We start from the raw sequence: 20,161 nt of genomic DNA on the forward strand, positions 1-20,161 counted from the left end.
TCTGTCCCAAGCCGCGCGAAAAGTCCACCGCTTCAGAATTCGTCCCAGTTTTCCCCACCCACGGCCTTTGCCACGGTCGGGGGCGGCGGCGCTGGCGGCGCTGGCGGCGGGGGCAGGGCTGGCGTGGCGGCCACCGGCGTTGCCGCCTCGGCACTGGAAACGCGCACCAGGCGGGGGCCTCCCACGGGGCGCGCGGTGCCCTGGATGACCACGCCGCTCAACGAATCGCGGCGGTCTTCGGGCCGCCCCTGGGCGCGGGTTTCCACGTTGCGGGTGCGGAAACTGCCGACGAGTTCGGACAGCTTGCCCGCCTCGGCTGCCAGGGCGCGGGTGGCGGCGCTGGTTTCTTCCACCATCGCTGCGTTCTGCTGGGTGGCGCGATCCATTTCGCCCACGGCATCGTTGACCTGGCCGATGATGTGGGCCTGGCCATCGACGGTGCCCGAAATGTCGGCCACCACGCGGTTGATGTCGCCCACCCGCTCCAGGATCTGGCCCAGGATCTCGCCGGTTTCGCGCACCAGCGCCACGCCATCGGCCACATGTGCGCCCGACTTGGCGATCAGTTCCTTGATGTCCTTGGCAGCATCGGCGCTGCGCTGGGCCAGCGCGCGCACTTCGGTGGCGACCACGGCAAAGCCCTTGCCCGCGTCGCCGGCGCGCGCGGCTTCCACCCCGGCGTTCAGCGCCAGCAGGTTGGTCTGGAACGCGATACCATCGATCACGCCGATGATCTGGCTGATTTCCTGCGATGATCCTTCGATCGCGGCCATCGCACCCACGGCGCGCGTCACCACTTCGCCGCCTTCGCTGGCCTGCTTGTGGGCTTGCTCCACCTGGCGGCTGACGTCGCCAGCGCGGGCGGCGGTGTCGCGCACCCCGGTGGTCACCTGCTGCACGGCGGCGGCGGTTTCTTCCAGGGTTGCGGCCTGGCGCACGTTGCGCTGGGCCAGATCCTCGGCGGCGCCGCTGATCTCGCGCACGGTCCGGGCAAGCGAGGATGCCCCCACGCGCACCGATCCCAGTGCCCCGGCCAGCGTGGCCTGGGTCTGGTTGAACGTGGCACGCAAGGGTTCGAAATCGGGCGCAAAGGGTTCGCTGATGCGGTATTCCAGGTCCCGCGCGGCCATGCGGTCCAACCCCTTGGCCAGGGCACCGACCACCTGCTCCTGCGCTGCATCGGTGGCGCGCTTGGACAGGGCGGTCTGGCGGAATACGGCTGCGGCAGCCTCGATCTGCGCCACTTCGCTGCCCATGGGATCGCCGGCGATGTCTTGCGAATAATCGCCGCTGGCCATGGCGCGCAGCATGGTGGTCACCCCGGAAAGCGGCTGCACCACATCGTGGCGCACGTGGCGGACAACCCACACCACGGTGGCGCCCAGCAGCACCACCAGCAGCCCGGTCAGCGCCAGGCCCACTTCCATCAGCCATTGCGATGCCTCGCCATCGGCGGCGATATCAACCTGCATCTGCGCACCCAGCTTGTCCTGCACCGCCTGGAACGCGTCGAACGCGTCGGTAAAGGTCTGTTGCGCGGTGCGCAGGTCGGTGTTGGCGCTGTCGATCTGCTCGACCAGCGCGCGCGCCGCGGCGGCATAGGCCTTTTGCCGGGTCTCGGTTTCGGTGAACAGCGCCTGTTCGTCCCGGCCATGCGCGGCCGCGAACACTTGCGCATAGGACTTTTCCAGCGCGGCGATATCGTTGGCGAAATTGGCCAGTTCGACCTTGTGCGCGGCAGGGTCGTTGCGGGCGACCGCGTCCTTGATGCGGAACACGTCGCTCTCGCTCGCATCGTGCTTCATGTCGCCATACATCTGCATGCGCAGCACCCAGGCCGAGGTGGCCAGGTGTCGGGCATGGGCCTGCATCAGCACTTGCAGCGTGGTGGAAGCGATGATCTGCACCAGGCAGATCCCCACCAGTGCCGTCACGCACATCATCACACTTTGCCGGATCGAGGCTGGCTTGGCAAAAGACATGCAGATTTCTCCCGAGACACAGGACACGCGAGGACAAGACACGGAGCGCGACACGGGTTTTGGTATTTGGCTTGTTGGCAGCGTGAACTAGCCGGAGTTGGCGAATTTCAGGCAAATGCCCGATCAGGATTTCATGCTATCATGCCAAGGTGATGTGTCCGATCCGGCGGTATCGTTACGGCTGGATATGGCGGCCCAATCTGGCTATGCGCGCAACCCATGTACCTGGTCGTCTTTCGCAACCGCAAGCAGGCGGGCATCGATGCTGCCGCCTATTCCGCCGATGCCCAGGCGATGGAGGACCTGGCCCGCGTCCAGCCCGGCTTCCGCAGCTTCAAGTCCTACGTGGCCGATGATGGCGAAGTGATCGCCCTGTCGGAATGGGACAGCGAGGATGCCGCCCTGGCCTGGCGCAAGCAGGCTGATCACGCCCGGGTCCAGAGCCGCGGCCGCGCCGATTACTATCAAAGCTATACCCTGTTTGCCGGCACCCCCAGCCGCATCCACCATTTCGAGCGGAGCGAAGCATGAGCATGACCCTCTACGGCATTCCCAATTGCGACACCGTGAAAAAGGCGCGCACCTGGCTTGACGGGCAGGGGCTGGCCTACGCGTTTCACGACTACAAGAAGCAGGGCGCCGATGCGGCCCAGGTTGCCGGCTGGGTGGACCAGGCCGGGCTCGACAAAGTGCTGAACAAGGCCGGGACCACGTTTCGCAAGCTGCCCGATGCCGACAAGACGGACCTGACCACCGACAAGGCCGTGGCCCTGATGGTGGCGCAGCCTTCGCTGATCAAGCGGCCGATCGTGGAGCATGACGGCGGCCTGCTCGTGGGGTTCAAGCAGGCCGAATGGGAAGCCGCGCTCAGCCGCGCGTGACCGTCACGATATAGTTCAGCGCCAGGTCGTCAGACAGGTGCAGGCCCTTGGCCGGGCCCCAGGCAATGCCTTGCGGGTTGCCCATCTTGAGGCCGGCCGCGTCCAGCAGGTCGTGCAGTTCGATCGGTGTGATGAAATCGTCCCAATGGTGGGTGCCGCGCGGCACCATGCCGAGCCGCTCGGCCGCTTCCACCATCAGCAGGCGCGAGGCCGGCGTGCGGTTGGGGGTGGATAGCACCATCAGCCCGCCCTGGCCCAGCGTCGCCTCCAGCGCGGCAACGAACGCGGCCTTGTCGGCCACGTGCTCGATCACTTCCATCGACGTGACGAGGTCAAAGCCGGCGAGGCCAAGCTCTGACAGTTCCCCGTGGCGATAGTCGATCGCCAGGCCCGCGCCATCGGCATGCGCGCGCGCCGCCGCGATGTTTTCCGCCGCCGCATCCACCGCCGTCACGGCTGCCCCCATGCGGCACAACGGCTCTGCCAGCAGCCCCGCGCCACAGCCCACGTCCAGCGCGCGCTTGCCGATGAGCGGCCGCAGCCCGCGCGGATCGGCGCCGAAATGGGCATCGATCGCGGCGCGGATGAAAGCGAGGCGCACCGGATTGAGCCGGTGGAGCATGGCCGATTGGCCCTTCGGGTCCCACCAGCCGGCCGCCAACTTGCCGAAATGGGCGGCTTCCTCGGGCCGGATGGTCTGCGCGTTCAAGGATGTTGCATTGCTCATGCCACCTCCCTAAAGCGCCGCTTTCGCATGGTCCATGGGCCATGCGTGCAAGATTCTTTCTTTTGGCAGGTGGACAGGAGCACAAGCGTTGGCCCGGATCGTGATGAAATTCGGCGGCACCTCGATGGCCGGAACCGAGCGAATCCGCCGCGTCGCGCGGATCGTGCAGCGCCAGCAGGCCGCTGGCCATGAAGTGGCGGTGGTGGTTTCGGCCATGGCCGGGGAAACCGACCGCCTCGTGAACTTCTGCCGCGAAGCCAGCGCGCTCTATGATCCGGCGGAATACGATGTGGTGGTGGCCAGCGGCGAGCAGGTGACGTCGGGCCTCCTGGCCATGCATCTCCAGGCGCTGGGCTGCAAGGCGCGCTCTTGGCTGGGCTGGCAATTGCCGGTGCGCACCGACGACGCGTTTTCCAAGGCGCGCATCGAAGGTATCGATTCGCCCGAACTGCTGACCAGCATGGCGGCCGGCGAAATCGCCGTGATCCCGGGCTTCCAGGGCCTCACCGCCGAAAACCGCATCACCACGCTGGGGCGTGGCGGATCGGATACCTCGGCGGTGGCCGTGGCCGCCGCGATCGGCGCCGACCGGTGCGACATCTATACCGACGTGGACGGCGTCTATACCACCGATCCGCGCATCGTGGCCAAGGCGCGCAAGCTCAAGGCCGTGACTTACGAAGAAATGCTGGAACTGGCCTCGGTCGGTTCCAAGGTCCTGCAAACCCGTTCGGTCTCGCTTGCGATGAAGGAGAACGTGCGGGTGCAGGTGTTGTCATCCTTCATCGACGACGATGCCCCGGCGGCGGACACGATCCCCGGCACGATGATCGTTGCGGACGAGGAACTGGAAGGGTACGAAATGGAACGCCAGCTGATCACCGGCATCGCTGCCGACAAGAACGAGGCCAAGGTCACTCTCACGCGGATCGCCGATCGCCCCGGCGCGGTTGCCTCGATCTTTGCGCCGCTGGCCGAAGCCAATATCAACGTGGACATGATCATCCAGAACATCGCCAAGGACAAGGGCGAGACGGATGTGACCTTCACCTGCCCCCAGTCCGACCTGGCGCGCACGCAGGCCCTGCTCGAAGAGCGCAAGGACCAGATCGGCTGGTATCGCCTGATCGCCGACAGCAAGGTGGCCAAGGTTTCGGTAGTGGGCGTGGGCATGCGCAGCCACGCTGGCGTTGCCAGCACGATGTTCAAGGCGCTGGCCGATCGCGGCATCAATATCCAGGCGATCTCCACCAGCGAAATCAAGGTTTCGGTGCTGATCGATGCCGATGAAGTGGAACTCGCCGTGCGCGTGCTCCACACCGCCTACGGCCTCGACGCCCAGTAAAAACGGCAAAAAATAACCCCCTCCTCTCCAGAGGAGAGGGTTGGTGTCAGGCAAGGCGCGCCGGGCGCCGGCCTTATGCCTTCACTTTGGCCGCAAAGCTCTTGCGCAGCTTCATCAGCTTGGGCGGGATCACTGCCAGGCAATAGGGATTGCGCTGGCCTTCGCCTTCCCAATATTCCTGATGGTAATCCTCGGCCGGATACCAGGTTGCCACGGGTTCGATGCTCGTCACGATCGGCGCATCGCGTTCGGCCTGCGCGCGCGCAATCGCCGCCTTGGCTTCCGCGTCCTGCGCTTCATCCAGCGGGAACAGCGCAGAGCGATACTGCGTGCCCACGTCGTTGCCTTGGCGGTTGAGCTGCGTCGGATCGTGCGTGGCGAAAAAGATGTCGAGCAACTGGCCATAGTCGATTACGGCGGGATCGAACGTCACCCGGATCGCTTCGGCATGGCCAGTCGCGCCGCTGCACACCTGCTTGTACGTGGGGTTCTCGGTGGTGCCGCCGATATAGCCGCTTTCCACGTTCGACACGCCGATCACGTCGCGGAACACCGCTTCGGTGCACCAGAAGCAGCCACCGGCAAGGATGGCCTGATTGGCGGAAGTTGGCGCCATGGTTGGGGGATCCCTTTCTCAAAGATTTGCTCCCCAGATAGGAACGGGCAGGGCGCCTGTCATCCTCCCCAGGGGGAATCGCCTGCTGTCGATGACCGCTGTCGTTGAATTGACACGCCCGACGGCATAGATGCTGCGCCATGACCCAGCTTTCCGTGGCCGCGCTCCAGCTTGCGCTCAATTCGTCCGATGCGGCAGACAACATCGCCGCCGTCTCCGCCCTCGTGGAGCAAGCCGCCGCGCAAGGCGCGCAAGTGGTGCTGCCGCCCGAACTCTTTGCCGGCCCCTATTTCTGCGTGACCGAGGACGAAGTGCGCTTTGCCCTGGCCCACACGCTGGACAGCGATCCTTCGGTCAAGGCCATGCAGAAGCTGGCCAAGGGACTGGGCATCGCCATCCCGACCAGCTTTTTCGAGCGCGAAGGCCCGCATTACTACAACACCCTGGCGATGATCGACGCGCAGGGAGAGATCTTGGGCACCTATCGCAAGAGCCACATTCCCGATGGCCCGGGGTACGAGGAAAAGTATTATTTCCGCCCCGGCAACACCGGGTTCAAGGTGTGGGACGTGTTCGGCACGCGCATCGGCGTGGGCGTGTGCTGGGATCAGTGGTATCCCGAATGCGCGCGCGCCATGGCGCTGATGGGCGCGCAAGTGCTGTTCTATCCCACCGCCATCGGCAGCGAACCCTATGACGCGGATCTCGATACCAGCCGGGTGTGGCGCCGCGCCATGCTGGGCCACGCCGCGTCCAACTGCATGCCGGTGATCGCCGCCAACCGCATCGGGGTGGAGGAAAACGACCAGGCATTCTACGGGCACAGCTTCATCGCCAACGAATGGGGCGATTTCCTGGCCGAATATGGCGCGCAGGAAACCGGCGTGCTGGTCGCCACGCTCGATCTCGATGCCGCCGCGCGGCATCGCGCCGGGATGGGCTTCTTCCGCGATCGCCGCCCGCAGCTTTACACCCGCCTGGCGCAGGACATCTGAACCGGCCATGCCCGCCGCCACCGCTGCGCCGCACCGATACCTGATCGCGCTGGGCTCCAACGTGCGCCACGCGCGCCACGGGGCCCCGGCGCAGGTGCTGCGCGCGGCGGCGCGCGCGCTCGACGATGCCGGCCTCGTGCTCCAGGCGCTGTCTCCGATCATCGCCAGCGCGCCGGTGGGCCCTTCGCGCCGGCGCTATGCCAATGCCTGCGCGGTGATCACCACACCGCTGGAACCGGCGCAGGTGCTGGCCCGGCTCCAGGCGCTCGAACACAGCTTCGGCCGCGTGCGACGCGGCGCCCCCTGGCGCGCCCGCACGCTCGATCTCGATATCGTGCTGTGGTCAGGAGGCGCATTGGCCGATATCCATGCCAACCTGGTGATTCCCCACCCGGCCTGCCGCCAGCGGCCCTTCGTGATGGGCCCGGCCGTGCACGTCGCCGCCGATTGGCGCGATCCACTCACAGGTTTGGCGACAAAACACCTGGCTTCCCGCTTGACCCGCCGCCGCCCCGCCCCTAGGTGAGCGCACCAACCGCGCGCCACACGGCGCCCCGGGGGCCCTTAGCTCAGTCGGTAGAGCAACTGACTTTTAATCAGTAGGTCGCTGGTTCGAATCCAGCAGGGCTCACCACCACCAACATCGCAATTCGTTGAAAAATAAGTCATTTTATTGGCTTTCTTTGCCGGTTTTGGCGAACTTTTCGTGCACGTTCGCCATCGCTTTGGTCGCCAACGCGCGTTTGTTGGCGCTTTCGGCGTAGCGGGCGAACTCGCGATCGCTCTTGTGGCCGGTCACTGCGCGGCCCTCGAGAATGGTGGCGCCGGCTTCCGCCAGGCGGCGGCTCGTGGCCTTGCGCAGGCCGTGGGGTGAGCAGTGCGGGATGCCCGCTTTCACGCAGGCGCGCTTGAACCAGTTATAGAAACCGGTCGACGTGAAGGTCTTGCCGAACTGCGTTTCGAGGTAGGCTGCTTGGCCGCCTGGAAAGGTGCGCAACGCCTCCAGCAGATCGGGGCCCATGGGCACCACGGTGTCACTTTCGTTCTTGCTGTGGTGCAAGACCAGTTCATCGCCCACGCGGTTGGCCGGGCCGACCGTCAGGATGTCGGACTTGCGCTGTGCGGTGGCGAGCAGCAGTTCCTTGGCCAGGCGCTCGCGCGTGCCGAACGGCCACCGCGCGTCGAAGGCGTCGATTTCCGTCTCGCTCCAGGGGTGGAAGCCTTTGCCCAGGCGGAAACTGTCGGTGGCCTCCACCGGGTTGTCCTGGCGCCAGCCCAGCTTGATCGCATGGCGATGCAGACGCGACAGCACCTTGCGCAGGTTGTTGGCCGCTGCCGGGGTGGCGCGCATGGTCGAAAGTTTTCGTTCGATATTCGCGGTGGTCACCCGGCGTACGTCCTTGGTGCCATTCTTGGTGCGGAACCGCTCAATGATGTTGCGGAACGTGCGCTGCGTGCTGGGCTTGCATTCCAGCCAGCGCGGGCTTTGGTAGTAGCTCACGATCAGCGCGTCATACGTGTAGGGCGGAAACCGCTCTTCGGGCGGCGGCTTGGTGGCGGTCAGCGCGGCCTGGTATTCCGCCATGAATTCGGGCGTGCCGGGCGCCGCGCGCAGGTGGCACGAAGGCAGGCCCTTCTTGCGAAAGCGGTAACGGCGCTTGCCGTGCCGGTCCTTGTAGGACGTGACATAATCGGGAAGCCAGCGGCGGGCCATCAGTCGAGTTCCTCTCCCAGCGTGTCGTCCAGAGCGTTGCGCCGCACGGTAACCTCGAGGCTCCCGTCGAGCCGGATTGCCACGCGCACTTCTTCAAAGCCCATGCCCGCCACCGCGCCGATCGCGCGGCGGATGTCGGACTGGCGGAACTTGATGGGGGCAGGGGCTTGCAGCATCAGTCGATCCCCAGGGCGTTCTTGTAGACGTCCAGAATGGCTTCCATCTCGCGCCGGTCGTCGGGCTTCATCTTGCGCAGGCGGATGATCTGGCGGGCGCACTTGGCGTCGTATCCGGCGGCTTTCATCTCGCCGAAGACGTCGCGGATGTCGTCGCTGATGCCCTTCTTTTCCTCTTCCAGGCGCTCGACGCGCTCGATCAGCAGCTTGAGCCGCTCATCGGCCGCGCGGTGTTCGTCGGGCAGCGGCACCGGTATGGAGAGTTGGTCTTTCATGTCGCGCCCTCAGAACAGGTTGGGGAACAGCGTGGGGCCGCAGCGCGCGGCCATCCACAGCAGGGCGACCACGCCGATCACCACGCCCGCCACGCCCCAGGCATCGGATGCCTGCAGCAGGTCGTCCTGGTGCTGGTCCAGGCGCCGCGTGGCGTGCTGGTGGCGGATCGCGGCGCGTGCCTTGCGCTCTTGGGCCCGCTTGGTGCCACGCGCCGTCATGCCGCGTCCTCGCGGATGAAGTAGAGCCAGCCATAGAACACCAGGTCGAGCAGGGCGACCGGCGCCAGCAGGGCCTGGATATCGGCGCTCAGCGTGGCGCGCGGGGCGTTGGACGTGGCGCACCAATAGACGACCAGGCCCAAGGCAAAGGTGTTGAGCGCGGCCACGAACAGTTCGGCGTGAAAAGTGCGGGGGCGGATCATGCTGGTGTCTCCGGGCCATAGAGGGCGTCGAAATGGGGCTTCATGTCGATGCGCCACTGGCGCGCGGCGGCGAGGCGGGTGGCGCGGCTTTCGCGGCGGCGACGCGGGGCGGGCACTGGCTCGGGCGCGCTATCGGGGCCGTAGAGCGCATCGAAGCGAGCCTTGTTGGCCAGGTGCCAGGCGCGGGGATCGCGGGTGTCGTTCAGGGCAAGCGAGCCGTGATCGTAGGGGAAGTGGGCTGGGGCGGCGCGCGCGGTCATCAGGCGGCCCTCCGGCGGGCTGCACGGCTGCCGCCGTGGAGCAAATGGCGCACGGGCACGCCGGCCTTGGTGCAATCGGGGCACCAGGCCTGGCCGTGGCGCGTGGTCCAGCCTGCCGGGGCGATGCCATCGGCAGAGTGGTGTGCGACGTTGCATGAGCACTGAAAAACGGCAGGTGGGCGAAGGCGCATCGGGCGTTCCTTTCGGGCAATGATCGGTCGTCGCCGGAAACGAGGCCCGGCGGCGGGGAAGCGGGAATGTGGCGGCAGTCAGGAAATGGGGCGGCTCAGCCGGGAAGCTCCGGCGGGCTGGCGCTGTCGAACAGTTCGGGCTGCGCCTCGTCGCGCGGGCGCATGATCTCGATGGCCTGCTGCCGGGTGACGGGCCGCATGGGCAGCGTCACGCGCGGGTTGGGGATGGCGCTGGGCGCGATGCCATAGTCATAGGTCTCGCTGGCCTTCCAACTGTGCCCGCAAAACAGGTTGGCGCACTGGTAATAGATGTCGCGGTGCGTGGGCGTGATCTCGCGGCTCGTGCGGCGCTGGCCCACGGTGTTGCAGTGGGGGCAGCGCAGCCGGTCGGAGCGGGCCGGGGCGGGGCCATTGTGGCCGGGATCGGGCAGGGGCTGGGCGGCCATGCTCAGTGCACCTCCCGTTCCTGGCGATCAAGCGCGGCCAGGCCATCGGTGATCGCGGCTAGCGCCTCTTCCCCTTCCTTGCGCGCGCGGCGGAGGGCCCCTGGGTCTTGCGGGTGGAGCGCGGCATCGAGCAGCGCCGCCACCGCCTCGCCGCTTTCCTTGGCGGCAGCCGCGGCGGCGCGCGTCATGTCTGTGGCGCCCTCGCTGGCGGCAATGTCCAACTGAAAGCTGTAGACCCGCAGGATCGGCGCATGATCGCCCCCGGCCTCGATAAACGCGCGGTCGAGCCGCATGGCGTCGAGAATCGAAATCTCGCTATCGGCATCGGGATCGGACCACATACGCACCAGGCGTCCGCTGCGGCCCACCAGCATGCCGCACTTGTCCCACCCGATGCGCGCGGCGATCACGGTGAGGGCCTGGTGTACAGTGAGAGGATCGCGCCGCTTGGTCATGCCGCACGCCCCTGCAAACTGTTGTTCCGATTGAAAGAGACGCGCGGCGTGCACTGGTCTACGCCCTTCCAGGCAGGCGAAGGGCCAAGATCGGCCGGGTAGATATCGGGGCGCAGCAGATGACGCGGAATGCCGGTCGCGGCTTCGACGGTCAGGACATACTCGGCGGGCAGGCGCTTGGCGGTTTGAAGCCATTTCCACACCGCCGCCTGGGAGACGTGGCAAAGAGCGGCAAAAGCCGTCTGCGAGCCAGTTCGCTCAATCGCTTGCACCAGCGCATCGCGGGGAGTGATGTCTAAACTCATATCTGTCGATTACAGCCAAGGTTGTAACTACGTCAACAGAAAAACGTTTAGTGCGCATTACAGCGAAAGTTGTAGGATCGGGCGCGTGTTTCGTGGTGACCGCCTAGCCGAGCTGCTGAAAGCTCAGGGAATCTCTCAAAGCCACCTCGCGCGGCTTGTCGGGGTCTCGCAAGCGACCATATGGAAGCTGCTCAAGGAGCCTGCACAGGGTTCAAAGCACACCCATCGAATTGCAAGGGAGCTCGGCACTAGCCCTGCTTACCTTATGGGCGAAACCGATGACCCAGCTTCTAGCGGGGAAGTCACTCTCGTCGCTCCTGCTGCCCCTGACATGCTGCCACCCGACACTGTCGAGATCGCAGAGTTCAACGTTGCCTATGGTTTGGGTGGCGCGTTCATCCATGACGAGCCGGCCCGCCAAACGATGCGGACATTCTCACTCGCCTGGGTGCGCCAATTCACCACCGCACCGATCGACAAGCTGTTCTGGGCCACGAGCTCCGGCACTTCGATGATGCCCGCGATTCTCGACAGCGACATTCTGCTGATCGACACCACACAGCAATCGCCCCGAATGTGGGACCAATTCTGGGCCATCGAAATGCACGGCCTCGGCATGATCAAATCCCTGCGCCCGGCCAAGGACGGCGGTATGCGCTTGGTCTCGGTCAACCCCGATTTCCGCGACGAATTGGCCTATGACGGCGAAATGAACGTGATCGGCCGCGTCGTCGCTATCGTGCGCAAGGTGTAGGGGGCTGCCGGTGGCTATTGGTGGCGCGATAGCGCTAGCTGTGCTGGTGTGCCTCGTGATTGGCGTCGGGGGTTTGATTAAACCAGCTGCATTTGGTCTTCGCTCGAGATGGTATGCCGGTTTGGTGTTGGCTGGAGCGATCGGGTTGGTCGGCTTTGGGCAAATTGCCTCACCTGACCCCGAAATCGCAGATCCTGCGGTTATTCGACGCAGGGGTTACTTCACATTCGCTATATGGTTGATCTCGAGCGCTTTCCTGTATTGGAAGGCAAAGACTTCAGCGTCGGCCATTACGCGGCCCACCAAACCCGAACTCAACACGGAGCAATCGCTCCGCCTCCCGCGGGAATGGGCGCAGGCCAGAAAGTCTGGCGGTTCGCCGTTGCCCGAGCAACCCATTCCTGACCGCAGCGCCGACGAGGTTGACGCGCGGACGCGTGCAGCGCGTAGAGCAAAGATCGCTGCCGGCGCAGAGCATGCCGCCCCTCCCAATCTGGTCAGGGCCAAGGTAGGAAGTGAGCAAGCCCTCGAGCGCGTGGCGAAGGCGGTTGCCGGCAAGTCCGTTCCTGTGCCGATGCCGGAATGGTGCAAGCCAAAGTCAGCAGAGATCGAGGAACTGATCGAACTGCGCGGCCGGGGCAAAAGCTCAGGCTGGGCCGGTTTCATGCACTATACCGATGCCAACGGCGACACCAGTTCCCGCCGGATCGTGTGCCGCTCGATATCCGGCAATGGGCGGCCTGAAACAGTGACGGCCTATTGCTGCGAACGCAAAGCGCATCGCACCTTCCGCATCGACAGGATCGATGAATTGATCTGCGTCGAAACCGGCGAAGTGTTGGACCCGGCCACCCACTTCGCGGAGTTGTGGAGCAAGGGTGCACTGAAAGTGGCCGACAAGACGCTGACCGATTTTGCCCGCGTTCTGGTGTTCATGGCGCGCTGCGATGGCGAATTCCATCCATTGGAATTGCAAGAAGTGGAAGCGGCACTTTGGCGGTACGGCGCGGAATTTGGGTTAGACGACAAGACGATCAAGACTGCGGTGCGCGGCGTGGGCAGGATTGCGCCCGACAGCGAAGACTTCGTGGATAGCCTCAAGCGGATCAGCCATCACTGCGAAGCGCGGCTGCTGTCCCTCATGCTGCTGGATAGCGTTGACCAGGTGGCGGCGGCGGATGGTAGAATTGATGAGCAAGAGGTCGAGTGGGCCTCGGTGGTCAGCGACACGCTGAAGGTGATGGCTACAGCCTGAAAGAGATCGGCTATGCGAGAATATCTAGGCCCCGTTTCGCCACACGAAAAGCTCGAGCGGAACAAACAAATCTTCGCCGAACGGCAGGCGGGGGTCTCTGTTAAGGAGATCGCTGAAAAGCATCAGATCGGCGTAGTGCGTGTGCGGCAGATTTATCACCGCCAGCGGGCATTAGCCGCCGTAGCCGCAGCAAAGGCGCGTAAGGAAACGGCATGCTGAAGATCATTGTCGCGAATGAAGATTCTCAGGTGCGAGTGGGCGAGTTCGATTTGCCGATCGCACCAACCATCGGCGTGAGCATCGCCATTCCATCTCCGGACGATGAAGTTGGAATGGCTTTCTACAATATATCTGACGTGGTTATAGTATCGGTCGGTTCTTTCTGCCTTCTCTATGGAGATGACAGAGTGGAAGGGCCTGCAATCATCGCATTTGGTGCGAAGGTATAAGTGAGGCCACGCTGGTGGCAGGGCCTTGGCTAAGGCACAATACCTATATGCCAACGCTCTCCACCTTTGTCGCCATGACGGCGCTTATCACTTGCCCCAAGCCGATCGTGCACGATGGCGATACCATCCGCTGCGGGATCGAGCGGGTGCGCTTGGTCAACATCGACGCGCCCGAGCTCGCAGGGAGCGAACGATGCAGCGCCACTTCGCGCCGGCGCCTGGCGGGGAGCCGCAATCCGGCCTGGTGCGATACCGCGCTGGGCGAGCGATCGAGGGATGCGCTTGCCGCGCTGGTCGCACGCGGGCAAACCTCGATCGCGCCGGTTGGCCGGGATCGCTATGGTCGTTTGCTGGCGCGTGTTATGGTCAATGGACAAGATGCCGGGGCGTTTCTGATAAGCAGAGGCTTGGCGCGACAATGGCGCTGACGTTGCGATCTCTAAGCGCAGTGGCAGCGTGGGACTGCTTCATTAAGAACGGTAACAGGTGCATATGCAGGCAACGGTTCGGGAAATCATGGAATCTCAAGGGTTCCCAGACCCAGCAGACACCCTGGCCCAAATCTATGGGCAGGATCTCCAAGCTGCGCACGAAGCCGAACTTTCCGGCGCTCATGCCGATGCGCTGAAATTGCGAAAAGCAGCCGCCAAGATCAAAAAGACCTTGGCGGCTTATGGTCGGCGGGTTTGATCTGCGCTATTTGCGGAGCGCGTTTGTGTATGGTGTCCGGCTCTGCTTTGCGAACAGGGCCGGACTGCAATCGGTTACTCGTCCACGAGGATCGGGAACGCGCGCAAGCCATACTGGCTGGCGAACACGCGCTTCCCATTCTTCGTGATCCAAGGACGCCAGATCACACGCTTGCCATCCGGCACACGCGAACGTGACATACATCACCTCAAATCGAGGCGGCCCGATGATCTTTGCGTCCAACTTGCGCCCGTGCTATGCAACGGGTTCTCACCGCTCGTCTGGATCGCGCACCTGCACAGGGGCCGCGGTTCTGCAGCAGGTTCAAGGGGAGTTGTTCATCAGAACAGCTCCCCTTGAATTCCTTCGATCATCACTTCCTGCCAGCGGCGTTGCGCCAGCTCATCCGTGACATTGTATTTGGCGGCCACGTGCCGCGCGCTGCGGCACTTCCTCACTCCCTCGGTTGGCACAAGCCACACATCCGCAAAACGATCTGCTTGCCATTCTGGATCCACGCGATTGTCGTTCCGCGTCCGCTTGGCCAACATGGGTGTTTGTTGCGAGTGCAAAACAAGATGGCCAAATTCGTGTGCGGCGACGTAACGCGCCTCACGATCATTGTTGCAGAGCGCGATGTATGTGGATTCTGACAGGATGATCATTTCTTCGCCGCTGGTTCCGGTGATGCCGGCAAGGCCGGGCATATCTTCATCCGGCAGGACAAAAAAATCATAATCGGCCAAACCTTCCGGCAGGATACGTTCGACAAGGTTAACCATCTGAACGTTCTTTGTACCCATGCCAAAGAATTCACGGATATCCCACGCAATGCGCTCAATTTCGGCGCTTGTCATCGGCTCTACTGCCTGGAAGGTTCCACCCATCTGCCTTAAACCTCTTCGAGAAGCTTAAGAATTTTTGCCTTTTTCTTCGTCGTCATTTTCGCAAAGCCGGTCTGCAGGGCGAGTGCGACTTTACGATCGAATTGATTTGCGGTGGGGCCGAGATGGATCTTGTAATCCTTGGCCGACAACCGCGCGGCCTCATGAAGTTCGGCCGTCTTTTTGGGTCCGAGGTCGAAACCCGCCGCGATTGCGGGGATGATGCGCTCGGGAATCGGCTTCTTGCCGGTCTCCATAAGGCTGAGAAAACCAGGGGAAACCCCGGCCTTCTGCGCCATGTCAATCAAAAGGACACCCTTTTCGCGCCGAATTGCGCGCAATTTCTCACCGAACGGCGTCCACTTGCTTGGACTTCCATGCTGCGGTGAAGTGTCAGCCTTGTCGTTTGCCACGGTCATTCTCCTCGGCTTGATCCCAGGCTTCGTTTTGCCTGAAGAGGAAAAAGACCGCAAGAATTTGTTTACCTTGTCCGGTAAAACTTTGGCAACCCTCTCCAAGGCGAAAAACGGGGGAATTGCGTCGGCCGGTCAATTCGACAGTCTATGCGATCTCCAGCGTCAGCTTCGTGCTGAAACCGTTGGCGCCGTGGTCATGATCGGCGCTGGTCACTTTCCAGCTTTCCTTGTCGATGTGGGGGCGAAAGTCTGACAGCGTCACCCGCGTGCCCGGCACGATGCGCGCATCGCCATAGGGCAGGGTGATATGGACCGTGGCCGAGGCGCGGCCCAGGCGCCCGGTCTCCGCCTGCACGGCGGCCTTGGCGGCGGCCTCGTTGGGATAGACGCGCTTGAGCCGGCGCCGATTGCTGCCGCCGGCCGTCACCGTCTTGCGGGTGCCGGCATCCTGGTCATGCCACTTGGCTTCGGCACCATCGTGGCCCTTGTCGCGCGCGGCACGGCGCCAGGTCACGCTGCTGCATTGCTGGCGCGTGATCGTCATGGTGGACAGTTCCTTGCCGCTGGGCGTGGTGGCGGCGCCGCGCGGGGCGAAAATCAGGGTGCTAGACTTGACGGTGGCGACGGCATCGAAATGGCGTCCGAGATCGCGGACGAACTGCATGTCGCTCTTGTTGTGCTGCTCTGTGGCCGGAATGGCCTGGCTGGCCAGATCGGGGTGGCAGGCGGGGGTGAGGGCGTTGTCGGCGGCGATCCTCGCGATGATCGCGCCCAGGGTCTGGCCCACCCAGCTGCGCGTCTTGCGGGTGCGGTAGATGCCTTTGAAGTCTGCGCTATGGGCGACGATCGTCACGCGGTCGGGCGGGCCGCTCCAGGTGAGCTCGTCCACCACGAAGCTGCCCTTGTCGACCAGGCCGAGCGGCACGCCGGTGCCGCGCGACCAGCCTAGCGCCACGGTGAGGCGCGCGCCCTGGCGCGGCGGGACGAAAGCGCCATCGGTATCGTGCACCACGATTTCCAGGCTGTCGGCCTCTTCGCCCAGCTTTTCGGAGAGGCGCAGGGAGATCAGGCGCGGGGCGAGGGTGGCGGTCAGGTCTTCCCCGTCGAGCGTGACGCGCCAGGCGGCGCGGGGCTGGCTGTAGGGCGATTGCGCCCCGGTGGCGGCGAGGTTTGGGGTGCTGGCCATCACGCCACCCGCGTCAGTTCGATGGTGAAGTCGATCTTGCGGGCCTGGCCGGTGTCGATCAGGTTCGATCCGCCGTTGGCCAAGCGATCGATGGTATAAGTGCCCAGGATAGTGCCGGTGCCGTCCATCAGTGGCCAGGCCTCGCCCTCGCTGGCCATTTCCGCCAGGGTTTCGATGGCCGAAGCACTGCCGGCGAGCTCGGGCACCAGGGTGCCGGTAAGCGTCACCTTGTCATCGCCCACGCCCACGAACTGGCTGGCGGCGGCGGCAAGAAAGCGATCGTCGCGCGCGTGGCGGAAGGCGCGGTCGCGCTCGATGCGGTCGGGCAGCATGGTCTGGCTGTCGAACACGAAGAGGCCAAGGGCAAAGAGCATGCAGGTCTCGCTTAGAAGTCGTCGCCGAAGCTGCCACCGTGGCCGCCACCGCCGCTGCGCCGCTCGATCTCGCGGATCAGGCGATCCACCAGCATGTCCGTGTTTTCGCCGGGCTGTTGATGGATGACGATCTGGTCGATCTTTACCCCGCCGCCCAGGGTTTGCGCGGAACGCGGGGCAAAGCCTGGCCCTGCAGATGGTGCAGCGAGACTAGGCCCGGCGAGGGACAATGCGCCTGCGCTGGCCACGCCCGCAGCCATCTTGCCCATGGCGCGCAAGGGGTGGCGTGCACCGCCATCGATGCCGTGCCCGAGCCCTGCGGTCAGGTGTCCGCCCATTTGCATCATCAGGCGAGAGGGGCTCTTGATCCCGAAGAAATCCTTGAACGCCTTGATGCCGTTACGGGCCACTTCGAGCAGACGGTTGCGCAGGCCGAATGGGTCGATCATCGCCAGGAGGCCCTGCATCATCATGCCGCCGATGTTCTTGAGCCATTCGCCAGCGCCGGACATGGTGTCTTTAACCCACTGCCAGCCCGCCGAAAACGCGGCCTTGATCTTGTCCCAGTTGGTATAGACCAGGTACGCCACGACACCGATGGCCACGCCAATCGCGACGATCAGCAAGATCATCGGATTGGCGAGCATCATGGCGCCCGCGCGCATGAAGCCTTGGCCCAGGAATATCGCGGCGTTGCGCAGCATGCCGAATGCGCTGGCAACCCTGGGGAATGCCGCAGCGATCGAACCGGCCTCTTTGAACTTGGAGTAGATTTCCCACCCTTTGGCCAAGGGGCCCAGCACGGTGCCGGCGGCATATTGGACGACGCCGAAGCCCACGCGCATCGCAGTGAGGCCCACAGCGGCTTTGATCATGAACGACACCAGCTCGGGGTGTGCCGCAGCGAAATCGCGCAGCGAGTTGGCCATTCCCACCAGGCTGCCCGATCCTTCGGTCAGAGCAGGCAGGAGATGCTTGCCCATTTCGATATTCAGGGCCTTCAGCGCGTTCGCCGCGAGCCCGGTCGCGCCTTCAGTGGTGGCGATGCGCGCCAGATATTCCTTGTTCATGGAACCGGCATATTGCGCGCTATCGCCAACCAGGTTGAGATTGGCCTTCAGTTTTTCGAGGTTGGTCAGCATTGGTGCGATGGCGCCGACCGATTCCGAACCGAACAGGCTGGTGAGGATACCGGCCTGGGCCGCCTTGGGCATCTTGGCCACGCGGGCCAGGACATCGTTGATGGCGCCGGCAGAATCGGTCTGCATACGCTGCGAGACTTTCGACGCATCGAGGCCGAGCGAGGCGAAGGCTGACTTCTGGCTTTTGGTTGCCGACGCGCCGGCCGACATGGCGAGCATCATGTTCTTGATGCCGGTGGCGGCGATTTCCTCTTCCACGCCCACGCTGTTGAGCAACTGGCCCATAGCGGCCAGTTGGCTGGTAGAGACACCAGCCACCTTGCCCAGTGAACCGATGCGCGTGACGATGTTCGACACTGCGCCGGCATTGCCGCCATAGGCGTTGGTTAGGGCATTGATCTGGTTGGACAGCGCGACAACACCCGACTGTGAGAGGTTGAACGCCGTCCGCCACTTGGCCATCATGGCGCCGGCATCGTCGCCGGTCATGTCGAACGCCACGCCCATCTTTGCCGCATCTTCGGCAAAACGGAGCAATTCCTGGCGCGGGATGTTGGCGCGTCCGGCGGCGGCAACGATGGCGGCAATGCCTTCCGATGCCATCGGGATACGGGTGCTGAGGTTGAGGACATCGCGCCCCATCCGATCGAACGCTTGCGGCGTAGGAAAATCGACCACCTTGCGGACATCGGCCATGGCCGATTCAAAATCCATCGCCTGTTTCGTCGCGACGACGAGCGGCGCGGCCATGGCCACGCCGCCGATGATGCTGGACACGCCTGCGCCTTTGTAGGCTTCTCCCTGGGCACGCATGGCGTTTGCCTGCGCGCCCGCAGCATTCAAGCGCCGCTGGCGCTCGATCTGGCCATTCACCCGTTCGAGTTCGTCGCTCAATTCCCGCTGGCGATTGATGAGCGGAGTGACGTTGCCGGACGCATTCGCGATTTCGCGCTCTACGTCCTTCATCGCGCCGCGCAGGCGGCCCGCTTCGCGTGTCATGCCTTTCAGGGCCTGGTCGCCGCTCTTGCCCAGGCCGATCAGGTTCTTGAGGGCGCCGGACAGCTTGTCCTGGCCCATGAAGGACACGATCAGCGACAGGCGGTTGTTGGCCACGGGGTTACTCCGGTTTGTTCATGCGGTTCCACACCGCCACGGCGCGTGTGCGCCACGCGAGCAGGTCGGCAAGGTCCATTTGGGAAAGCTCCGAGAGCGGCCAGTGAAACACCGCCGCGATATCCGCCATCAGCGTCTCGACCGTCAGTGCCCCATCATTTCCTGGATCAACGCCTTTTGCGCTGAGCTCATAAAAAAACCGACCACCACGCCGACCACTTCGGCAAGATCGTCCGCTTCCAGAGAGAAGTATTCGTGCGCGGCAATCGCGGGCGTGGTGATGCGCGGGATCACGATCGCGACTGCGGTGACATCGCCATTGACGATTTCCGTCAGCTTGGTGCCGCGCATGTCACCGCCCTTGGGCTTGCGGATGGTAAGGCTGGTGATCGGGCCGCCTTCGCGCATGAGGGGCTGGGCGAGGGTGACGACAACAGACGTGCTGGCGGGTGCCGGGGCAGGCGTGGTGGTGGTATCGGTCATAGCGGGCGATCCTTGGGGATGTGCGGTCTGGTGGTGTCCCCTGCCGGCAGGACCGCCTTACTGCCGGCAGGGGGACCGGGCGCGAGAGGGCCGCCCGGATCTGGAGAGGAGATCAGCGGCCGAGCGCGGCGCGGATCTCGGCGTAGCGATCGACGCCCATGACGATGAAAATCATGTTGATCAGGTCGATCTCGATCCAGTCGACGCCATCGACGATCAGGCGGTAATAGCTGCACGCCACCTTGTACTTGTGGGTGCTGTTGTCGCCGGGCTTGGCATTGCCGAAGTCGATTTCGGTATAGCGGCCCAGGCACACCACTTCGGCGGTCTTGACCGCGCCGGTCAGATCATCCTGATAGGCACCGACGAAGCGCACCAGGCTGGCGGCGAGCGAGGTGGCGCCGAACTGGGCCAGCGCTGCCTGGATCAGGCCGCCCATGGAAAACTCGAACTCGAGCTTGTCGAGGCCCATGTCGATCGGCACCGGGCCGATCATGCCGCCGCCGCGCCAGTCCTCGGTCTTGATCACCAGCTTGGGAATGGTGACTTCCTCGGTTTCGGCGAGGTGACCCACGCCATCGAGCAGCATGTCCATCTGCTTCAGCTTGAAGGGGAAACCCATGGT

General features: G+C 64.1%; 31 protein-coding genes and 1 tRNA gene. 12 read left to right on the forward strand and 20 right to left on the reverse strand.

Features of this window, described 5'->3' with window-relative positions; genetic code table 11:
* Window positions 1-32: 32 nt before the first annotated feature.
* On the reverse strand, window positions 33-1,982 hold the full coding sequence (locus FHW94_RS01135) for a methyl-accepting chemotaxis protein (protein ID WP_168553966.1): 1,950 nt from the start codon (window positions 1,980-1,982) through the stop codon (window positions 33-35).
* Between the two features lie 219 nt (window positions 1,983-2,201).
* Between FHW94_RS01135 and FHW94_RS01140 the strand changes: the two genes are divergently transcribed.
* A complete protein-coding gene (locus FHW94_RS01140) occupies window positions 2,202-2,513 on the forward strand; it encodes an antibiotic biosynthesis monooxygenase (RefSeq protein WP_168553967.1) in 312 nt (103 codons plus the stop codon).
* Window positions 2,510-2,863: an arsenate reductase gene (locus FHW94_RS01145; RefSeq protein WP_168553968.1), complete on the forward strand. Its 354-nt coding sequence runs from the start codon at window positions 2,510-2,512 to the stop codon at window positions 2,861-2,863. Before FHW94_RS01140 ends, FHW94_RS01145 begins: the two co-directional genes overlap by 4 nt.
* Here the strand turns inward: FHW94_RS01145 and ubiG are convergent.
* Window positions 2,850-3,590 carry a bifunctional 2-polyprenyl-6-hydroxyphenol methylase/3-demethylubiquinol 3-O-methyltransferase UbiG gene (ubiG, locus tag FHW94_RS01150; protein WP_168553969.1) on the reverse strand — a complete coding sequence of 247 codons (741 nt, stop codon included), beginning with the start codon at window positions 3,588-3,590 and terminating at the stop codon, window positions 2,850-2,852. The genes FHW94_RS01145 and ubiG overlap by 14 nt on opposite strands.
* Window positions 3,591-3,693: 103 nt before the next feature.
* On the opposite strand from ubiG, the gene FHW94_RS01155 reads away from it, so the two are divergent.
* Window positions 3,694-4,935 carry an aspartate kinase gene (locus FHW94_RS01155; protein ID WP_210425511.1) on the forward strand — a complete coding sequence of 414 codons (1,242 nt, stop codon included), beginning with the start codon at window positions 3,694-3,696 and terminating at the stop codon, window positions 4,933-4,935.
* A 73-nt stretch (window positions 4,936-5,008) separates the two neighbouring features.
* Here the strand turns inward: FHW94_RS01155 and msrA are convergent, their stop codons facing one another.
* Window positions 5,009-5,551: a peptide-methionine (S)-S-oxide reductase MsrA gene (gene msrA, locus FHW94_RS01160; protein ID WP_168553971.1), complete on the reverse strand. Its 543-nt coding sequence runs from the start codon at window positions 5,549-5,551 to the stop codon at window positions 5,009-5,011.
* A 140-nt stretch (window positions 5,552-5,691) separates the two neighbouring features.
* Between msrA and aguB the strand changes: the two genes are divergently transcribed.
* From aguB to FHW94_RS01175, 3 genes are all read left to right on the forward strand, one after another.
* A complete protein-coding gene (aguB, locus tag FHW94_RS01165; protein WP_168553972.1) occupies window positions 5,692-6,546 on the forward strand; it encodes an N-carbamoylputrescine amidase in 855 nt (284 codons plus the stop codon).
* 7 nt (window positions 6,547-6,553) lie between these two features.
* Window positions 6,554-7,072: a 2-amino-4-hydroxy-6-hydroxymethyldihydropteridine diphosphokinase gene (folK, locus tag FHW94_RS01170; RefSeq protein ID WP_168553973.1), complete on the forward strand. Its 519-nt coding sequence runs from the start codon at window positions 6,554-6,556 to the stop codon at window positions 7,070-7,072.
* A 32-nt stretch (window positions 7,073-7,104) separates the two neighbouring features.
* Window positions 7,105-7,180 (forward strand) — tRNA-Lys (locus tag FHW94_RS01175).
* A 36-nt stretch (window positions 7,181-7,216) separates the two neighbouring features.
* On the opposite strand, the gene FHW94_RS01180 is transcribed toward FHW94_RS01175, so the two are convergent.
* The 9 genes from FHW94_RS01180 to FHW94_RS01220 all read right to left on the reverse strand — a co-directional run bounded on the left by FHW94_RS01180 (window position 7,217) and on the right by FHW94_RS01220 (window position 10,790).
* On the reverse strand, window positions 7,217-8,260 hold the full coding sequence (locus tag FHW94_RS01180; RefSeq protein WP_168553974.1) for a tyrosine-type recombinase/integrase: 1,044 nt from the start codon (window positions 8,258-8,260) through the stop codon (window positions 7,217-7,219).
* Window positions 8,260-8,436, reverse strand: a complete 177-nt coding sequence (locus FHW94_RS01185; protein ID WP_168553975.1) for a hypothetical protein — start codon at window positions 8,434-8,436, stop codon at window positions 8,260-8,262. The genes FHW94_RS01180 and FHW94_RS01185 overlap by 1 nt, the downstream gene beginning before the upstream one ends.
* Window positions 8,436-8,711, reverse strand: coding sequence for a DUF2312 domain-containing protein (locus FHW94_RS01190; protein WP_168553976.1), 276 nt, complete (start codon window positions 8,709-8,711; stop codon window positions 8,436-8,438). The genes FHW94_RS01185 and FHW94_RS01190 overlap by 1 nt, the downstream gene beginning before the upstream one ends.
* A gap of 9 nt (window positions 8,712-8,720) precedes the next feature.
* The gene (locus FHW94_RS01195) at window positions 8,721-8,930 is read right to left on the reverse strand and encodes a hypothetical protein (RefSeq protein ID WP_168553977.1); all 210 of its coding nucleotides are present in this window, start codon (window positions 8,928-8,930) and stop codon (window positions 8,721-8,723) included.
* Complete coding sequence (locus tag FHW94_RS01200; RefSeq protein ID WP_168553978.1) at window positions 8,927-9,133, reverse strand: hypothetical protein; 207 nt, start codon at window positions 9,131-9,133, stop codon at window positions 8,927-8,929. The genes FHW94_RS01195 and FHW94_RS01200 overlap by 4 nt, the downstream gene beginning before the upstream one ends.
* Entirely contained in the window at window positions 9,130-9,393 is a 264-nt protein-coding gene (locus tag FHW94_RS01205; protein WP_168553979.1) for a hypothetical protein, read from the reverse strand. The genes FHW94_RS01200 and FHW94_RS01205 overlap by 4 nt, the downstream gene beginning before the upstream one ends.
* Window positions 9,394-9,679: 286 nt before the next feature.
* Complete coding sequence (locus FHW94_RS01210; protein WP_168553980.1) at window positions 9,680-10,030, reverse strand: ogr/Delta-like zinc finger family protein; 351 nt, start codon at window positions 10,028-10,030, stop codon at window positions 9,680-9,682.
* Between the two features lie 2 nt (window positions 10,031-10,032).
* Window positions 10,033-10,485 (reverse strand): hypothetical protein, encoded by a 453-nt coding sequence (locus tag FHW94_RS01215; protein WP_168553981.1) that lies wholly within the window; start codon window positions 10,483-10,485, stop codon window positions 10,033-10,035.
* A complete protein-coding gene (locus FHW94_RS01220) occupies window positions 10,482-10,790 on the reverse strand; it encodes a YdaS family helix-turn-helix protein (RefSeq protein ID WP_168553982.1) in 309 nt (102 codons plus the stop codon). Before FHW94_RS01220 ends, FHW94_RS01215 begins: the two co-directional genes overlap by 4 nt.
* Before the next feature lie 85 nt (window positions 10,791-10,875).
* Here FHW94_RS01220 and FHW94_RS23675 point away from each other — a divergent pair, with 85 nt between their 5' ends.
* The 6 genes from FHW94_RS23675 (at window position 10,876) to FHW94_RS01250 (ending at window position 13,938) form a co-directional block, all read left to right on the forward strand.
* Window positions 10,876-11,544, forward strand: coding sequence for a S24 family peptidase (locus FHW94_RS23675; RefSeq protein ID WP_168553983.1), 669 nt, complete (start codon window positions 10,876-10,878; stop codon window positions 11,542-11,544).
* A gap of 10 nt (window positions 11,545-11,554) precedes the next feature.
* On the forward strand, window positions 11,555-12,799 hold the full coding sequence (locus FHW94_RS23680; RefSeq protein WP_168553984.1) for a TerB family tellurite resistance protein: 1,245 nt from the start codon (window positions 11,555-11,557) through the stop codon (window positions 12,797-12,799).
* 12 nt (window positions 12,800-12,811) lie between these two features.
* Window positions 12,812-13,018: a hypothetical protein gene (locus FHW94_RS01235; RefSeq protein ID WP_168553985.1), complete on the forward strand. Its 207-nt coding sequence runs from the start codon at window positions 12,812-12,814 to the stop codon at window positions 13,016-13,018.
* Window positions 13,012-13,248, forward strand: a complete 237-nt coding sequence (locus FHW94_RS01240; RefSeq protein ID WP_168553986.1) for a hypothetical protein — start codon at window positions 13,012-13,014, stop codon at window positions 13,246-13,248. The genes FHW94_RS01235 and FHW94_RS01240 overlap by 7 nt, the downstream gene beginning before the upstream one ends.
* Window positions 13,249-13,295: 47 nt before the next feature.
* On the forward strand, window positions 13,296-13,676 hold the full coding sequence (locus FHW94_RS01245) for a thermonuclease family protein (protein ID WP_168553987.1): 381 nt from the start codon (window positions 13,296-13,298) through the stop codon (window positions 13,674-13,676).
* 64 nt (window positions 13,677-13,740) lie between these two features.
* Entirely contained in the window at window positions 13,741-13,938 is a 198-nt protein-coding gene (locus FHW94_RS01250; protein ID WP_168553988.1) for a hypothetical protein, read from the forward strand.
* Window positions 13,939-14,279: 341 nt separating this feature from the next.
* On the opposite strand, the gene FHW94_RS01255 is transcribed toward FHW94_RS01250, so the two are convergent.
* The 8 genes from FHW94_RS01255 to FHW94_RS01290 form a co-directional block, all read right to left on the reverse strand.
* Window positions 14,280-14,795, reverse strand: coding sequence for an ImmA/IrrE family metallo-endopeptidase (locus tag FHW94_RS01255; protein WP_168553989.1), 516 nt, complete (start codon window positions 14,793-14,795; stop codon window positions 14,280-14,282).
* Window positions 14,796-14,830: 35 nt separating this feature from the next.
* The gene (locus FHW94_RS01260; RefSeq protein ID WP_168553990.1) at window positions 14,831-15,235 is read right to left on the reverse strand and encodes a helix-turn-helix transcriptional regulator; all 405 of its coding nucleotides are present in this window, start codon (window positions 15,233-15,235) and stop codon (window positions 14,831-14,833) included.
* Between the two features lie 148 nt (window positions 15,236-15,383).
* The gene (locus tag FHW94_RS01265; protein WP_168553991.1) at window positions 15,384-16,424 is read right to left on the reverse strand and encodes a contractile injection system protein, VgrG/Pvc8 family; all 1,041 of its coding nucleotides are present in this window, start codon (window positions 16,422-16,424) and stop codon (window positions 15,384-15,386) included.
* Window positions 16,424-16,798 carry a phage tail protein gene (locus FHW94_RS01270; protein WP_168553992.1) on the reverse strand — a complete coding sequence of 125 codons (375 nt, stop codon included), beginning with the start codon at window positions 16,796-16,798 and terminating at the stop codon, window positions 16,424-16,426. The genes FHW94_RS01265 and FHW94_RS01270 overlap by 1 nt, the downstream gene beginning before the upstream one ends.
* An 11-nt stretch (window positions 16,799-16,809) precedes the next feature.
* On the reverse strand, window positions 16,810-19,053 hold the full coding sequence (locus FHW94_RS01275; protein WP_168553993.1) for a phage tail tape measure protein: 2,244 nt from the start codon (window positions 19,051-19,053) through the stop codon (window positions 16,810-16,812).
* Window positions 19,054-19,057: 4 nt separating this feature from the next.
* Window positions 19,058-19,183, reverse strand: coding sequence for a GpE family phage tail protein (locus FHW94_RS01280; protein ID WP_168553994.1), 126 nt, complete (start codon window positions 19,181-19,183; stop codon window positions 19,058-19,060).
* Between the two features lie 14 nt (window positions 19,184-19,197).
* The gene (locus FHW94_RS01285; protein ID WP_168553995.1) at window positions 19,198-19,536 is read right to left on the reverse strand and encodes a phage tail assembly protein; all 339 of its coding nucleotides are present in this window, start codon (window positions 19,534-19,536) and stop codon (window positions 19,198-19,200) included.
* 112 nt (window positions 19,537-19,648) lie between these two features.
* The gene (locus tag FHW94_RS01290) at window positions 19,649-20,158 is read right to left on the reverse strand and encodes a phage major tail tube protein (RefSeq protein WP_168553996.1); all 510 of its coding nucleotides are present in this window, start codon (window positions 20,156-20,158) and stop codon (window positions 19,649-19,651) included.
* Window positions 20,159-20,161: the final 3 nt, after the last annotated feature.

Origin of the sequence: Novosphingobium sp. SG720, assembly GCF_012275365.1 — a bacterium.
In the GTDB taxonomy this organism is placed as follows: domain Bacteria; phylum Pseudomonadota; class Alphaproteobacteria; order Sphingomonadales; family Sphingomonadaceae; genus Novosphingobium; species Novosphingobium rhizosphaerae.

Bases quoted from the DNA above. Each gene is read 5' to 3' on its own strand.
- FHW94_RS01135 (WP_168553966.1), bottom strand. From the start codon at position 1,982: ATGTCTTTTGCCAAGCCAGCCTCGATCCGGCAAAGTGTGATGATGTGC.
- FHW94_RS01140 (WP_168553967.1), top strand. From the start codon at position 2,202: ATGTACCTGGTCGTCTTTCGCAACCGCAAGCAGGCGGGCATCGATGCT.
- FHW94_RS01145 (WP_168553968.1), top strand. From the start codon at position 2,510: ATGAGCATGACCCTCTACGGCATTCCCAATTGCGACACCGTGAAAAAG.
- ubiG (WP_168553969.1), bottom strand. From the start codon at position 3,590: ATGAGCAATGCAACATCCTTGAACGCGCAGACCATCCGGCCCGAGGAA.
- FHW94_RS01155 (WP_210425511.1), top strand. From the start codon at position 3,694: ATGAAATTCGGCGGCACCTCGATGGCCGGAACCGAGCGAATCCGCCGC.
- msrA (WP_168553971.1), bottom strand. From the start codon at position 5,551: ATGGCGCCAACTTCCGCCAATCAGGCCATCCTTGCCGGTGGCTGCTTC.
- aguB (WP_168553972.1), top strand. From the start codon at position 5,692: ATGACCCAGCTTTCCGTGGCCGCGCTCCAGCTTGCGCTCAATTCGTCC.
- folK (WP_168553973.1), top strand. From the start codon at position 6,554: ATGCCCGCCGCCACCGCTGCGCCGCACCGATACCTGATCGCGCTGGGC.
- FHW94_RS01180 (WP_168553974.1), bottom strand. From the start codon at position 8,260: ATGGCCCGCCGCTGGCTTCCCGATTATGTCACGTCCTACAAGGACCGG.
- FHW94_RS01185 (WP_168553975.1), bottom strand. From the start codon at position 8,436: ATGCTGCAAGCCCCTGCCCCCATCAAGTTCCGCCAGTCCGACATCCGC.
- FHW94_RS01190 (WP_168553976.1), bottom strand. From the start codon at position 8,711: ATGAAAGACCAACTCTCCATACCGGTGCCGCTGCCCGACGAACACCGC.
- FHW94_RS01195 (WP_168553977.1), bottom strand. From the start codon at position 8,930: ATGACGGCGCGTGGCACCAAGCGGGCCCAAGAGCGCAAGGCACGCGCC.
- FHW94_RS01200 (WP_168553978.1), bottom strand. From the start codon at position 9,133: ATGATCCGCCCCCGCACTTTTCACGCCGAACTGTTCGTGGCCGCGCTC.
- FHW94_RS01205 (WP_168553979.1), bottom strand. From the start codon at position 9,393: ATGACCGCGCGCGCCGCCCCAGCCCACTTCCCCTACGATCACGGCTCG.
- FHW94_RS01210 (WP_168553980.1), bottom strand. From the start codon at position 10,030: ATGGCCGCCCAGCCCCTGCCCGATCCCGGCCACAATGGCCCCGCCCCG.
- FHW94_RS01215 (WP_168553981.1), bottom strand. From the start codon at position 10,485: ATGACCAAGCGGCGCGATCCTCTCACTGTACACCAGGCCCTCACCGTG.
- FHW94_RS01220 (WP_168553982.1), bottom strand. From the start codon at position 10,790: ATGAGTTTAGACATCACTCCCCGCGATGCGCTGGTGCAAGCGATTGAG.
- FHW94_RS01235 (WP_168553985.1), top strand. From the start codon at position 12,812: ATGCGAGAATATCTAGGCCCCGTTTCGCCACACGAAAAGCTCGAGCGG.
- FHW94_RS01240 (WP_168553986.1), top strand. From the start codon at position 13,012: ATGCTGAAGATCATTGTCGCGAATGAAGATTCTCAGGTGCGAGTGGGC.
- FHW94_RS01245 (WP_168553987.1), top strand. From the start codon at position 13,296: ATGCCAACGCTCTCCACCTTTGTCGCCATGACGGCGCTTATCACTTGC.
- FHW94_RS01250 (WP_168553988.1), top strand. From the start codon at position 13,741: ATGCAGGCAACGGTTCGGGAAATCATGGAATCTCAAGGGTTCCCAGAC.
- FHW94_RS01255 (WP_168553989.1), bottom strand. From the start codon at position 14,795: ATGACAAGCGCCGAAATTGAGCGCATTGCGTGGGATATCCGTGAATTC.
- FHW94_RS01265 (WP_168553991.1), bottom strand. From the start codon at position 16,424: ATGGCCAGCACCCCAAACCTCGCCGCCACCGGGGCGCAATCGCCCTAC.
- FHW94_RS01270 (WP_168553992.1), bottom strand. From the start codon at position 16,798: ATGCTCTTTGCCCTTGGCCTCTTCGTGTTCGACAGCCAGACCATGCTG.
- FHW94_RS01280 (WP_168553994.1), bottom strand. From the start codon at position 19,183: ATGGCGGATATCGCGGCGGTGTTTCACTGGCCGCTCTCGGAGCTTTCC.
- FHW94_RS01285 (WP_168553995.1), bottom strand. From the start codon at position 19,536: ATGACCGATACCACCACCACGCCTGCCCCGGCACCCGCCAGCACGTCT.
- FHW94_RS01290 (WP_168553996.1), bottom strand. From the start codon at position 20,158: ATGGGTTTCCCCTTCAAGCTGAAGCAGATGGACATGCTGCTCGATGGC.